General features: G+C 64.2%; 13 protein-coding genes. 1 reads left to right on the forward strand and 12 read right to left on the reverse strand.

Going from position 1 to position 12,977, the window contains the following annotated elements:
• Positions 1 to 35 precede the first annotated feature (35 nt).
• From CLM71_RS09530 to galB, 8 genes are all read right to left on the reverse strand, one after another.
• A complete protein-coding gene (locus CLM71_RS09530) occupies positions 36 to 1,325 on the reverse strand; it encodes a c-type cytochrome (RefSeq protein ID WP_105230804.1) in 1,290 nt (429 codons plus the stop codon).
• On the reverse strand, positions 1,322 to 2,938 hold the full coding sequence (locus CLM71_RS09535; RefSeq protein WP_105230805.1) for a GMC family oxidoreductase: 1,617 nt from the start codon (positions 2,936 to 2,938) through the stop codon (positions 1,322 to 1,324). Before CLM71_RS09535 ends, CLM71_RS09530 begins: the two co-directional genes overlap by 4 nt.
• On the reverse strand, positions 2,931 to 3,452 hold the full coding sequence (locus CLM71_RS09540; RefSeq protein ID WP_105230806.1) for a sugar dehydrogenase complex small subunit: 522 nt from the start codon (positions 3,450 to 3,452) through the stop codon (positions 2,931 to 2,933). Before CLM71_RS09540 ends, CLM71_RS09535 begins: the two co-directional genes overlap by 8 nt.
• Before the next feature lie 23 nt (positions 3,453 to 3,475).
• Complete coding sequence (locus tag CLM71_RS09545) at positions 3,476 to 3,880, reverse strand: heme-binding protein (RefSeq protein WP_234008652.1); 405 nt, start codon at positions 3,878 to 3,880, stop codon at positions 3,476 to 3,478.
• A 228-nt stretch (positions 3,881 to 4,108) separates the two neighbouring features.
• Entirely contained in the window at positions 4,109 to 4,996 is an 888-nt protein-coding gene (locus tag CLM71_RS09550) for a DUF1932 domain-containing protein (RefSeq protein ID WP_105230808.1), read from the reverse strand.
• Between the two features lie 16 nt (positions 4,997 to 5,012).
• Positions 5,013 to 6,092, reverse strand: coding sequence for a 4-oxalomesaconate tautomerase (locus tag CLM71_RS09555; protein ID WP_105230809.1), 1,080 nt, complete (start codon positions 6,090 to 6,092; stop codon positions 5,013 to 5,015).
• Between the two features lies 1 nt (position 6,093).
• Entirely contained in the window at positions 6,094 to 6,807 is a 714-nt protein-coding gene (locus tag CLM71_RS09560; RefSeq protein WP_105230810.1) for a 4-carboxy-4-hydroxy-2-oxoadipate aldolase/oxaloacetate decarboxylase, read from the reverse strand.
• A complete protein-coding gene (gene galB / locus CLM71_RS09565) occupies positions 6,804 to 7,544 on the reverse strand; it encodes a 4-oxalmesaconate hydratase (protein WP_105230811.1) in 741 nt (246 codons plus the stop codon). Before galB ends, CLM71_RS09560 begins: the two co-directional genes overlap by 4 nt.
• Positions 7,545 to 7,672: 128 nt before the next feature.
• Here galB and CLM71_RS09570 point away from each other — a divergent pair, with 128 nt between their 5' ends.
• Positions 7,673 to 8,896, forward strand: coding sequence for a LysR substrate-binding domain-containing protein (locus CLM71_RS09570; protein WP_105230812.1), 1,224 nt, complete (start codon positions 7,673 to 7,675; stop codon positions 8,894 to 8,896).
• Here the strand turns inward: CLM71_RS09570 and aroQ are convergent.
• Genes aroQ through CLM71_RS09590 form a run of 4 tightly spaced genes read right to left on the reverse strand, consistent with a single transcriptional unit; the run spans position 8,893 to position 12,831 of the window.
• Positions 8,893 to 9,324 (reverse strand): type II 3-dehydroquinate dehydratase, encoded by a 432-nt coding sequence (aroQ, locus tag CLM71_RS09575; protein ID WP_105230813.1) that lies wholly within the window; start codon positions 9,322 to 9,324, stop codon positions 8,893 to 8,895. The genes CLM71_RS09570 and aroQ overlap by 4 nt on opposite strands.
• 10 nt (positions 9,325 to 9,334) lie before the next feature.
• Positions 9,335 to 10,168: an amidohydrolase gene (locus CLM71_RS09580; RefSeq protein ID WP_105230814.1), complete on the reverse strand. Its 834-nt coding sequence runs from the start codon at positions 10,166 to 10,168 to the stop codon at positions 9,335 to 9,337.
• Entirely contained in the window at positions 10,165 to 11,427 is a 1,263-nt protein-coding gene (locus CLM71_RS09585) for a gallate dioxygenase (protein WP_105230815.1), read from the reverse strand. Before CLM71_RS09585 ends, CLM71_RS09580 begins: the two co-directional genes overlap by 4 nt.
• A 24-nt stretch (positions 11,428 to 11,451) precedes the next feature.
• Positions 11,452 to 12,831, reverse strand: coding sequence for an aromatic acid/H+ symport family MFS transporter (locus CLM71_RS09590; RefSeq protein ID WP_105230816.1), 1,380 nt, complete (start codon positions 12,829 to 12,831; stop codon positions 11,452 to 11,454).
• Positions 12,832 to 12,977: the final 146 nt, after the last annotated feature.

The following is a 12,977-nucleotide window of genomic DNA, read 5'->3' on the forward strand; positions in this document are numbered from 1 at the left end:
CCCCCTCCGGTTGAGGGGGCGCAAAAATGCCGGGCTTACGGCCGGTCGCCCTGCAGCACCGTCGGCGGCTGCGGCAGATTGGCATCCTGCCGCTGGCGCGCCACCTGTTCGGCGCTGGCGTTGGCCGCCGCCGGGTTGCCGAACTGGCGGTTGACGTAGTTGCTCAGCGTCGCCACCTCGTCATCCCTCAGCTCGCCGGCGAAGGCCGGCATCAGGATTTCCCCCTGCTGCATATGGCGCTGTACGCCACCGAGGATCACCGCCACCAGGTTTTTATTGTCCGCGGCACCGGTGCTGCCGTGGTGCAGCAGCGATGGATAGGCGTGGAAACCGCTCCCCTTGCCGGCGCCGTCGGCACCGTGACAGCTGGCGCAGTGGCGGTTGAACAGCGCCGCGCCGGAGGCCTCGCCGCCATTGCCGCCGCGCAGCGTCAGGTAGTCCTGCGTCGGCTGTCCCCAGGCGTCGCGGGCCTTGCGCTGTGCATCATCGGCGATGGGCTTTACGCTGCGCAGATAGGTCGCCATGGCGTGCAGATCGCTGTCCGGCAGGTATTGCAGACTGTGCTCGATGGCCTCCGCCATCGGCCCGGCGGCCGATGCGCGCCCGGCGACGTTGCCGGTTTTCAGGTAGTCGACCAGCTCCTGCTGCGACCAACTGCCGATGCCGGCGCGTTTATCCGGCGTGATGTTATACGCCGTCCAGCCGCCGAGGTCGCCGCCGGCAAAGGCGTTGTCCTCGTCCATCCCCATGGTGAGAGTGCGCGGCGTATGGCAGGTGCCGCAGTGCGCCAGCGCTTCCACCAGATAGCGGCCGTGGTTCCATTCGTCGCTTTTGGCCGGGTCCGGCCGCAGTTCGCCGGCGCTGAAGTTAAACAGCTTCCATAACCGCATGCCCCAGCGCTGGTTGAACGGGAAAGCCAGATCGGTGCGCGGCGTCGCCTGATGCACCGCCGGTTGCGCCAGCAGGTAGGCTTTGATCGCCAGCACGTCGTCGCGCTTCATTTTGGTGAAGGCGTCGTACGGCATCGCCGGGTAGAGCTGCTGGCCGTTTTTACCCACGCCGTCGCGCACCGCCGCGACGAATTCGTCATCGCTCCAGTTACCGATGCCGAACTGCTTGTCGGCCGAGATATTGCTGCCGTAAATCACGCCGAACGGCGTGCTGACCGGATAGCCGCCGCCAAACGCCGGGCCGCCCGGCGCGGTATGGCAGGCGGTGCAGTCGGCGGCGCGCGCCAGATATTCGCCGCGCTTGATCAGCGCATCGTCACCGTGCGCCCACAGCGGCGCGGCGCTCAGAAACAGCGCCAGTAGCGTCTTCTTCATGCCATGCCTCCCTGCAGACTGCTCAGCACGCTGTCCGCCATGCGCAGCGCCAGCGCCACGCCGGTTAGCGTCGAGTTGACCGTGGAGGCGGAAGGCATGATGCCGGTGCCGGCGATAAACAGGTTGGGGTGGTCGTGGCTGCGGCAGTCGCCGTCAACCACCGAATCGCGCGGATCGCGCCCCATCATCATGGTGCCGGTGATGTGCTGGTTGTTGTCATAAACGCCGCGCCGGCTGTACAGCGCCTCGCTGCCGCCCATCTGTTTGACGATACGCCGGAAGTCGACCATCGACTGGTCGTAGCCGCGGTGCACATACTCCGGAAAGCGGTAGTAGACTTCCAGTTTGGGGATGCCCCAGGCGTCTTTCTCGGTTTTGCTCAGCTGCACGCGGTTTTCCGGCTCGGGCAGCATCTCCAGCAGGCATTTCAGCTGTACGTAGCGTTCGGACTGGAACGCCAGCTTTTCATTCAGCGCCTTGCCGTAATAGCCCTGACGGATCAGGCGCTCGGTGAGGTAGCGCACCGGCGAGGTGTTGGCCAGATCGACCCGCAGGGCTGAACGCTGCGCCCGGAACGCGCCGTCGCGCAGGTTGTTGATGCTGCCGGGCCGCATCGGCCCGCGGCCGAACCATACCGGTTCGTCGGCGTAAAATTCTACCGAACTGCCCGGATGATCCATCAGATTACGGCCGACCATGCCGGAACTGTTGGCGATGCCGTGGCGATAACGTTCGCTGCTGGACAGCAGCAGGATTTTCGGGCTTTCAATACCGTTGGCGGTCAGTACGAAGCGTTTGCCGCTGACCCGGTGGCTGTGTTTATTGCGATCCAGATAGTGCACCGCCACGATATTACCCTTGTCGTCGGCCTCAATACGGTACACCACCGCATTGGCGACGATGCGCACGCCGGCCTCCAGCGCCTTGCGGGCGGAGATGCCGCCGTGATACTGGGCGTCGATCGGGCAGACCGGCATACAGTTGTTATTACCGCAGCAGGCCGGGCGACCGTCGTAGGGAACGCTGTTGCGCGCCTGCGGGCCGATGCCGACCTCATAACCCAGCCCGGCGACGCGCTGTTTAATCCGTTCAAAACCGTAAGGCAGCGGGATCCCCGGCAGCGGGTAAGGGCGCGAGCGCGGCGAGTCCAGATCGCTGTCGCCGGAAACCCCCATCTGGTATTCGGCCTCGCAATAGTAAGGCTCCAGATCGGCGTAACCGATCGGCCAGTCGCGGCCTACGCCGTACAGGCTCTGCAGGCGCATATCGTTCGGCAGCAGGCGGAACGCCTGCCCGGCCCAGTGCCAGGTGGTGCCGCCGATACCGCGCAGATACTGGGCGCGGTAGGGGTCCGGCCCTTTTTGGATCAGGTAGTTGTTATCGCTCGGCACGAATTTGGGCTGCGGCGCCCAGGGCTGCGGCGGAAACGGTTCGGTAAAATCGCCCTTGAACGGCGAGTTGCGGAACAGCTCCACCGCGTTGTCACGTTTAATCTCCGGGCCGGACTCCAGCATCAGCACCGAGGCGCCGGCCTGCGCCATCTTTAATGCCGCCAGCGAGCCGGCAATACCGGCGCCGATGACCACCACGTCGGCACTTAATGAATCAGGCATGGTTATTCTCCTTATGCGGCGGTCGGATCCAGAAATTTGGCTCGCCCGGGCAGTAACTGGGGGGCGTTAATGAATCGCGCACCAGTTGATAGCTGACGATGTTTTCGAAGGCGATGCATTCAGGCTGGGCGGCATCGCCGATAACGCCGAGATACCAGCCGCCGATCAACGCGTGATACAGGCGCGTCAGCGGTGCGGCATGCTGTTTCAGCTGTTGTTGCAGGGCTGCGCCGTCCTGGGTGCCGTGTTGCTGCAGCAGCGTTGCCAGCGCGTCGAGCAGCGGATTCAGCTGCGGGAAGCGCGGCAGCAGCGCCTGATACAGCCGCTGCGCCAGCTGCGGGTCGGGCAGCGGCATACCGGTCAGCGAACGAGAGACGGTGAGAAAAGCGTCCGGCAGCGATGCGGCGTCAGGCGCCGCCAGCGCGGCACGTCCCAACAGGTTTTGCGCCAGGACGCCGGCCGCCAGCAACCCCGCCGAGCCGAGCACCAGCCGGCGGCGTGAAAGAGCGATCATAGAAAGGTTCCTTTTGGCAGGGGTTACTGCAGCGCGGAGGCGGCGGTTTGCGAAGCCTGATTATCCAGCTCTTGTTTTGGCGTGCTGACGCCGACCGCGCCGACCACGTCGCCGCCAAGCGTCAGCGGGTAGCCGCCGCCGAGCGCCACCGCATGCGGGATGGCGAGCACGGTGGTTTCGCCGTTTTGCAGCCGTTGCATAAACGTCAGTGAAGGCGTGCGGTAGAGAGCGGAGGTGCGCGCCTTGCCGAGCGCGGCGTCCACACAGCCGAGCGGCGCGCCGTCAAAGCGTTGGAACGCCAGCAGCAGGCCGGCGCGATCCACCACGGCGACGCAGCCGACGCTATGCTGCGTTTGCAGGCTGTGGCGCACGTTGTCGATCACCTGATTGGCCTGCTGATTGGTCAGCGGCGCGACGGGTGCCGCCATGGCGTGGCCGGCGCTGGCAGAGAGCAGCGCGCCGGTTAACAGGAGCATTTTTTTCATTACGGTGTTTTTCCAGTGCCAAGAGAGAAGTCATCGGAGCGTGCGGGCGGGGTCACCATGCTGCGGCTTGCCCGCGCGTCCTGTTTTTATGTACCTTTTGGTTCAAAATACTTTGTTGTTAGTTTGTTAACAATGTGAATTTAACGAAAATAAATCGTTATTTGATGCCGATCACAATTTGCCGTAGATCGCCTCAAGTGCTTGTTGCCAAACGAAAGGTTCCAGTTGCGAATAGCGGATATTTTGCGCTTTCATCGCGTCGACCAGCCCCTGCTGCGATAACACCGTCGCGCGGCTTTGGTGCGGTTCCACGCCAACGTCCTGCAGCGTTTTCACCACTTCCCCCATCTCCTCGGCGCGGCGTTGCCCGTGCTCCGCCACCCGGCTAATCAGGTAGTGGGGCAGCCGCTCGTCCCAGCCCAGCGACGGGAAACTGGCGTGCAGCGAATCGAGCACCGGCCGTTCGACGCCGTAGCGGCGGGCGGCGTGCAGGCATTCGACGGTCAGCGCCTCCAGCCCCTTGATCATCACGCTGCGGCACATTTTGATCGCCGAGGCCTCGCCGATGCGATCGCTGTGAATCCTGGCGTTAAATCCTAACGGCTGCAGCCGGGCGCCGCCCTCGGCCGCCGCCGGGCCGCCCAGCAGCAGCGGCGTTTGCAGCCGCTTGGGCGGCACCGGCGCCATTACCGCAACCTCGACATAGCGCGCGTCGCTGGCTTGCTCAATCGCCGCAGCGGCGGCGCGTTTGGTATGGGGGGCGGCGGAGTTCAGGTCGAAAAAGTACTGGCCGGCGCGCAGCAGCGGAGCACACTGCGTGGCGACCGCCAGCGTATTGGCGGCGGTGACGACGGAAAAAATCAGCTCGGCGTCGGCCAGCGCCGCCGGCAGTTGTTCGGTCAGCGTGCAGCCGCAGCGCTCGGCGGTGGCGAGCATCGCCGGCGTAATGTGCTGGTCATAGGCGGTAACGCATGCGCCCTGAGCGCTCAGTGCCTGAGCCAGAATGCTGCCGACTTCACCGAAGCCGATCAGCGTGACCCGTGGGGTAAAGGTGGTCATCAGTTTCTCCCTATGGTTAGGCCGGCCAGATCGCGCCGGGAATGCACACCTCACCGGCGAAAATCAGCCGGGCGGTACGCAGCAGGCCGGCCTGTGTCAGTTCGCCGGCGGGCGTGCGGGTCAGCAAGACGCTGAATTCGCCGCTGGGATGCTCCACGCTGACGCGCTGCTGTTCATCGTCGCCTGCCTGAGCCAGCGGCTGCGCCACGCTGCCCGCCAGCAGACAGGCGCTGGCGACGCTGACCGCGCCCAGTACGCCGATCGAGGCGTGGCAGCGGTGGGGAATAAAGGTGCGGCTGCTGACGGCGCCGCCGGCGCGCGGCGCGGCCAGCAGGGTCATTTTCGGCACGCTGCGCTGGCTGACGTCGCCCAGGTTCATCAGCGGGCCGGCCTGCAGGCGAATGTGCTCCAGCCGCTGTTTGAGCTGTTGGTCGGCATCCAGCTGGTCGCGGCTTTCGTAGCCGCTGCGGCCGAGATCCGCTGCGCGCAGCAGTACCACCGGCATGCCGTTGTCGATACAGGTGACCGCCACGCCGTCAATCTGGTCGCAGGCCCGGCCGGTCGGCAGCAGAGCGCCGCAGCTGGAGCCGGCGATATCGCGGAAGGTCAGTACAATTTCGGCGGCGCTGCCGGGCACGCCGTCGATGGACAGATCGCCGTCGTAGCGCACCTCGCCGTCCGGCGTGGGGATGTGCGCCACCGCCACCTGGCCGGTGTTCTGCATAAAGATGCGCACTTCGGTGAACGCCGCGTCGGTGGCCACCAGGCCGCGCTCGATGGCGAACGGCCCGACCGCCGCCAGAATATTGCCGCAGTTCTGGCCGTAATCCACCACCGGGCGGTCGACGTTGACTTGAGCGAACAGATAGTCGACGTCGGCGTCTGCACGCTGCGAGCGGCTGACGATCGCCACTTTGCTGGTCAGCGGATCGCCGCCGCCGAGGCCGTCGATTTGACGGATATCTGGCGAGCCCATCGCCGCCAGCAGTACGCGGTCGCGCGCCGCCGGCTGTGACGGCAGGTCGTCCGCCAGAAAGAATGCGCCTTTTGAGGTGCCGCCGCGCATCAGCAGGCAGGGGATCCGACGTTGGCGCATGTTACTCCTCCAACTGGTCCAGTGAGTCGTAGTAGGTCAGGCCTTTTTCCGCCAGACGCGGCCGCATCTGGTAAATATCCAGCCCCAGCTCGCCGTTGGCCATCCGCAGGCGCTTGCTCTCCTCCAGCTCGGCGCGGCGGCGGCTGGCCGCCAGCGTCGCTTCGGCCTCGGCATGGCGCACCACCACCACGCCGTCATCGTCGGCGACCACCGCATCGCCCGGATAAATCAGCTGCCCGGCGCACACCAGCGGCACATTGACCGACCCCAGCGTCTCCTTCACCGTGCCCTGCGCATACACCGCCCGCGACCAGACCGGGAAGCCCATTTCACGCAGCGTGCGGGTGTCGCGCACCCCCAGATCGGCCACCAGCCCGCGCACGCCGTGCGCCTGCAGCGAGGTGGCCAACAGATCGCCGAAGTAGCCGTCGATGCAGGGGGAGGTCGGCGCCACCACCAGAATATCGCCAGGCCGGCACTGCTCGACCGCCACGTGGAACATCCAGTTATCGCCCGGCGCCGCCAGCACGGTGACCGCATTGCCGGCGATCCCGCGATCCTGCTGAATCGGCCGGATGGCCGGATCGAGCAGCCCTTTGCGACCCTGCGCCTCATGCACCGTGGCGACGCCGAACGCCGCCAGCGCCGCCAGCGTGGCGTCGCTGCTGCGCGGGACAGAACGCACCACCACGCCTTTTTTACCGATGATGCTCATGCCAGATCCTCCGTCACCCGCGGGAAAATGCTCTGATAGCCTTCGCCATACACGATGTTTTTGCCGCTGGTGATGCCGACGTTGCGCTTGGCCTGTACGCCGCGCTGCTGGGCGACGCGGGTGTAGTACTCCCACAGGTGTTCCTGGCCGGCCATGCACTGAATTGCCTGATATTTTTTATCCCATACCGAGGTGATATCCAGCAGCACGTCCGGTTTCCATTCACACTGCTCCGGCTGGTGGGGTTCAAACAGGTACACCGGCGGCGCGGCGACGATCGGCTCGCCCGGCCGGTAGCCTTCCGCCTGCGCGATAATGCGCGCTTCCTGCGTCAGGTTGCAGGCCAGCGGGTGATCGTAGTTGTACGGATCTTTTTGCGAGTGGGTCAGCACAAAGTGCGGCTGCACCCGGCGGAACACGTCCGCCAGGCGGAACAGATGCTCTTTATCGGCGCGCAGCGGGTAGTCGCCCATATCGAAGAATTCGATGCTGGCGCCGAGGATTTCGGCGGCGGCGCAGGCTTCTTCCCGGCGGGCAGCCTTCACTTTTTGCTCGGTCATCTCGCCTTTGCGCCACAGCTTGGCCGATTCGCCACGCTCGCCGAACGACAGACAGACGATATGCACCTGATAACCCTGCTGACCGTGCAGCGCAATGGCGCCGCCGGCGCGCCAGACAAAGTCGGCGGAATGGGCGCTGACCACCAGGGCGGTTTTGTTTGCGGTTATCTCACTCATGTTCGGATTCCTTGGCTGATTGGAGTGAGCTCATGCTGTCAGTTTCCCGCGTCGGCGGATAATTCATTTGATTGCAGCAGGTATGCGTTTTATTTATATTGCCTGCATCGCCGCCCGGGAGGTTGAGCATGGACTATGAAGAAGACGCGCTGACAAACCTGATGCAAATCAGAGCATTCAGCCAGGTTGTCACGCAGGGCAGCGTTTCGCGCGCCGCCGATGAGTTATTCAGAACACAGTCGGCCATCACCCGGTCGATTCGCGATCTGGAGCAAAAACTGGCGGTGCCGCTGTTTGAGCGTCATGCCAGCGGCATGCTGCTGACCGATTTCGGCAAGTGCGTGCTGCCGCGCGCGCGGCGGGCGATTGCGGAACTGCATCAGGTGCCGGCGCTGCTGGCGCGTCTGCTGGGTAAAGGGGCGGCGCGTACCGACAGCGAACCGCTGTACCTGTTTAACGTACGCCGGCTGCAGATTTTCGTCTGCCTGTGTGAAACGCGGCATATGCAGACCGTGGCGACGCTGCTGGGCCTGAGCCAGCCGGCGATCAGTGCGGCGCTGAAGGTGCTGGAAAACGGCGTCGGCACGCCGCTGCTGGAGCGGACGCCGCACGGCATGGTGCCTTCGCTGGCCGGACGGGAAATTGAGGCCAACATCCGGCGTGCGCTCAATGAGCTGCACCATATTCCGGCGGATATCGCCGCCCGGCGCGGGGTGCTGACCGGCGCGGTGCGGGTCGGCGCGCTGCCGCTGGGGCGTACCCGGCTGCTGCCGCAGGCGATTGTCCAGCTGACCTCGCGCTATCCTGGCGTCAGCGTAGTGACCAACGAGAGCGCGTTTTCCGCGCTGGCGTCTGAATTACGCTCCGGCGATATCGATTTTATTTTTGGCGCGTTACGCGCCAGCGATTATGCGGCGGATGTGTACAGCGAAACGCTGTTTACCGAAGAGATGGTGCTGCTGGCGCGTCGCGGTCATCCGCTGGCGCAGGCCGGGCTGCAGCCGGCGCAGCTGAAGGGCGCGCGCTGGGTGCTGCCGCGCTCGGCCACCCCGGCGCGGCGTCTGTTGGACGACTGCTTTCTGGCGATGGCGATGCCGCCGCCGTCGCCGGTGGTGGAAACCGGCGATCTGGCGCTGGTGCGCGGGCTGTTGCTCAATTCAGATATGCTGGCGGCGGTGTCGGCGCACCAGCTGGAGCATGAACTGGCGTCGGGGGAGTTGGTGCAGCTGCCGCTGGCGCTGCCCAACACCGGCCGCGCCATCGGCCTGACGTTCCGTACCGGCAGCCTGCATTCGCCGGCGGCGCAGGCGCTGATCGACAGCCTGCGCGCGCAGTGCGCCGGTATCGGTTAAAGCAGGCTGGCGGCCTGCATCAGCGCGTAGCGGTAGCCTTGAATGCCAAAGCCGCAGATCACGCCTTGCGCCACATCGGACAGGTAGGAGTGGTGGCGGAACGGTTCGCGCTTGTGCACATTGGTGATATGCACTTCAAACAGCGGCAGGGCGACGGCGGTGACAGCGTCACGAATCGCCACCGAGGTGTGGGTCCAGGCAGCCGGATTGATCACCAGCGCCTGCGCCTTGCCGCGCGTCTCCTGGATCCAGTCGATCATCTGCCCCTCGTGGTTGGTCTGCAGAAATACCAGTTCCACATTCAGCTCGGCGGCCGTCCGGCGGCATAGCGCTTCGATAGTGGCCAGCGTGTCATGGCCGTAGGTTTCCGGTTCGCGGCTGCCCAGCAGGTTGAGGTTGGGGCCGTTAAGCACGTAAATGGTTTTCATCGTCTCTCCGTTAGTCAGTAAAACCAAACAGGCGCTGCGGCGTGTGCCACAGAATCTGTTGACGCGTCTGCGCGTCGGGGAACAGGCTTTCGCACAGCATCAGCAGCGTGCCCATGTCCATCCGTTCGGTGGCGCGCAGGAACGGCCAGTCGGAGCCCCACATGCACTTCTCCGCGCCGTAGGCGGCCAGCAGCGCCTGCACATAGGGCTGCGCGTCGGCGAACGGGTAGTGCTGACGGGAAAACTTCGCCAGCCCGGACAGTTTCATATACACATGTTCACGCTCCGCCAGCTGCAGCAGCGCCTGAAAGGCCGGCTGCTCCAGCCCGGCGTCGACGTCGGGGCGGCCGCTGTGGTCGAACAGCAGTCTGGCGCGGCTGCGCCGCAGCAGCGGCAGCAGTGCCGGCAACTGGTCATCCTGTACCTGAATCTGCGCGTACAGCCCCAGTTCCGCCAATTGCGCCATCAGCCGGTCAAGCTGCAGAAACGGCGCGACGCCGAGCATGGCGACGTTGAGGGCGATGCCGACCACGCCCTGCGCCTGCAGTTGCGCCAGTGATTCGCTGCTGCTGTCGAACGGCACCACCGCGATGCCCTTATGGCGGCCTTCACCGCCGGCCAGCGCCGCCAGCAGGCAGCGGTTGTCGGTGTTGTAGCCCGAGGTGGGGCCGACAATCAGCGAATGGCGAATGCCGTAGGCCTGCATCACCGCGCGGTAGTGGGCCAACGTCGCCAGCTCATGGCCGGCCGGTTGATAGGCGCTGTCCGGCGCATAGGGGAAATGACCCGGGTCGAACAGGTGGTGGTGGCAGTCGATCTTCGGCTGGCTAAATAGTGTTGTCATGCGTCTTTCCCCGCGACCGAATACAGCACCTGCTGGTTACGCGTTTTCTGGAACTCCTCCAGCGTTTCGCCGCGCATGGCGGCGTAAATATGCAGGTTGGAGCTGCCGACCACCGCGCCCAGCTTCTCCAGCAGGAAGAAGCTGACGCCGTAGTGGATCATCGCCCGCCAGTCGAGTTCGCGCAGCATGCGCTGTTCTTCGTCACTCAGCGCCGCCTGATCAAACAGCGCCTGCTGCTGCTGAAGGAAACGGGCGCGCCAGTCCGGCTGGATCAGCCGGTGCAGAAAGCGGTTGATGCGCAGCGCCTTCAGGCTGCGGGCATGGGTGAACGGGTAGGTGCCCGGCAGTTTTTCCACGCCGGCCAACTGCTGATTGATTTTGTCGCGCTGGCGCTGCTGCACGTCGACCGGCGCTTCGCGCGCGCGGTTTTCCAGAATCAGCGTGGAGATGCCGGTCATCGAGGGCAGGTAGTAGGCCTCATGCAGTTTTTCCACGTTGGCGGAGAGCGCGCCGCGCATAATCAGCCACATAATCACCTCCGCCCCTTCCAGGCCGCCGAGGGTGGCGTATTCCGCCAGGGTGATGTCGGTCAGGCGCTGCGGATCGTTCACCAGCATATCGGCAAACTGAGCGTCCCATTCCGGGTTATTGAAGCCGCAGCGTTCGCCGTGCACCTGATGCGAGACGCCGCCGGTGGCGACCACCGCCACCTTCAGATCTTCCGGGAAACTTTCGATCGCCCGCCGTAGCGCCTGGCCCAGTTTATAGCAGCGACGGGCTGACGGGATTGGGAACTGCAGCACGCCGACCTGCAGCGGCACTACCCGGGTCGGCCAGCCGCTATCCTGCCAGGGCAGCAGAGCGGACAGCGGTGAGAACAGGCCGTGGTCCAGGGGTTTGTCCTGGAAGAACGCCATATCGAATTCGTCCGCCATCAGACTGGCGCCGATATGCTGGGACAGCGCCGCATGGCCGGCGACGGGCGGCAGATCGCGCGGCCCGCCGCCTTCGTCAGCGACGGCGTAGCTGTCGTCAATCCCCAGCGCAAATGCTGAATAGTGGTCGAAGAAAAATGACGTGACGTGGTCGTTGAATACGTACAGCAGCACGTCGGGCTTTTTCTCCGCCAGCCATTGCTGCATCGGGGCGAAACCGTCGAAAATCGGCGCCCAGGCGCTCTCCTGCTGTTTATTGTGATCCACCGCAAAGCCGATGGTGGGGGTGTGGGACACGGCCAGTCCGCCAATGATCGTTGCCATCCTGTTACCTCTGTCTGAAAGTGTTTACCGGTTATTCATGGTGCGCGACAGCGCTGGCAGGTCGTTAAGGCCAATGCCTTTTACCCTTTCCGCCGGACGCGCGTGCTGATGATTGATAATGGTGATCGCCGCCAGCAGAGCCGGGGTGGCGAGGATAATGAAAATGCTGGTGGCGCCGGGGAACATCCCCAGCAGCACGCCGCCGAGCGATGAACTGATAATTGCGCCGCTGCGGCCGATGCCGTGCATCCAACTGACGCCGGTGGCGCGCTTCTCCGTCGGGTAGAACGCCGGGGAGAACGCCTGCAGGCCGGTTTGCGCGCCGTTGATGCATACCCCGCTGATAAACACCAGCACCGCCAGCGCCGTCGGGCCAAAGCCCCAGATGCCCTGCGCCAGCAGGCAGCACATGCCCATCAGGTAGAACAGGGCGATCACCCGTTTGGCGACGAAGCGATCCATCAGGTTACCCACCAGCAGCCCGCCGATGGTGCCGCCCAGCTGAAATAAGCCGGCGATAATCGCCGCGCGCTCCAGCGAAAAACCGGCGCCGCGCACGATGGTCGGCAGCCAGCCGTTGAGCAGATAAATCACAAACAGCCCCATAAAATAGGTGAGCCACAGTACCAGCGTGCCTCTGGCGTAGCCGTTGCTGAACAGTTGCAGCACCCGGGCCTTCTTGGCGATCGCCGGCGTTTTCAGCACGAAGGTGGTGCCGGCGCTGAATACGCCGCCGGCGCGCCGCAGGATGCGGGCGATTTTGTCTTTATGTTGGTTGCGCACCACCATATACAGGGTGGATTCCGGCAGGATCCACATCAGCAGCGGCAGCATCAGCAGCGGCAGCAGGCCGCCGAGGAACAGCACCGATTTCCACCCCAGGCTCGGCAGCATGCCGGCGGCGATAAAACCGCCGGCGCCGGAGCCGATATTAAAGCCGCTGTACATCAGGGTGATCATCAGGCTGCGGCGGCGCTCCGGCATATATTCGGACACCAGCGTCACGCAGTTGGGCATCACCGCCCCCAGCCCGAGGCCGGTAAGAAAGCGCAGCACGGCCATTTCCAGCGGGGTGCGGGCGAAGGTGCTGAGCAGGCTGAACAGCGAGAAACAGAGGATCGACAGCAGCAGCACTTTCTTGCGGCCGAAGCGGTCGGAGTAGGGGCCGGCGATCAGCGCGCCGAGAGCGACGCCGAGCATCGCCGCGCCGAGGATCGGCCCCATTTCGCCCCGTGAAATGCCCCAGTCTTCGATCAGCGCCGGGGCGATAAAGCCCATCACCGCGGCGTCGTAACCGTCGAACATAATGATGATGAAGCACAGGATTAATACCAGCCACTGATAGCCGGAGATGGGGCGCGAATCGATCCACGCTTTGACGTCAACAATGTTGTGGTTGCTCATCGGGTACGCTCTCTGTTTTTTTTATTAATATGTGATCGGATTAAAACTTTGGCCGCAGGCCGGAAACGTATTGGATGAGCGTCAGCCGATGTGTTTTAAATGTTTATAGCATTAAATTGATTTGTATCAATGAATTATCTTAATTG

It is taken from the genome of Serratia sp. MYb239 (assembly GCF_002966855.1).
Taxonomy (GTDB): Bacteria; Pseudomonadota; Gammaproteobacteria; order Enterobacterales; family Enterobacteriaceae; genus Serratia_B; species Serratia_B rhizosphaerae.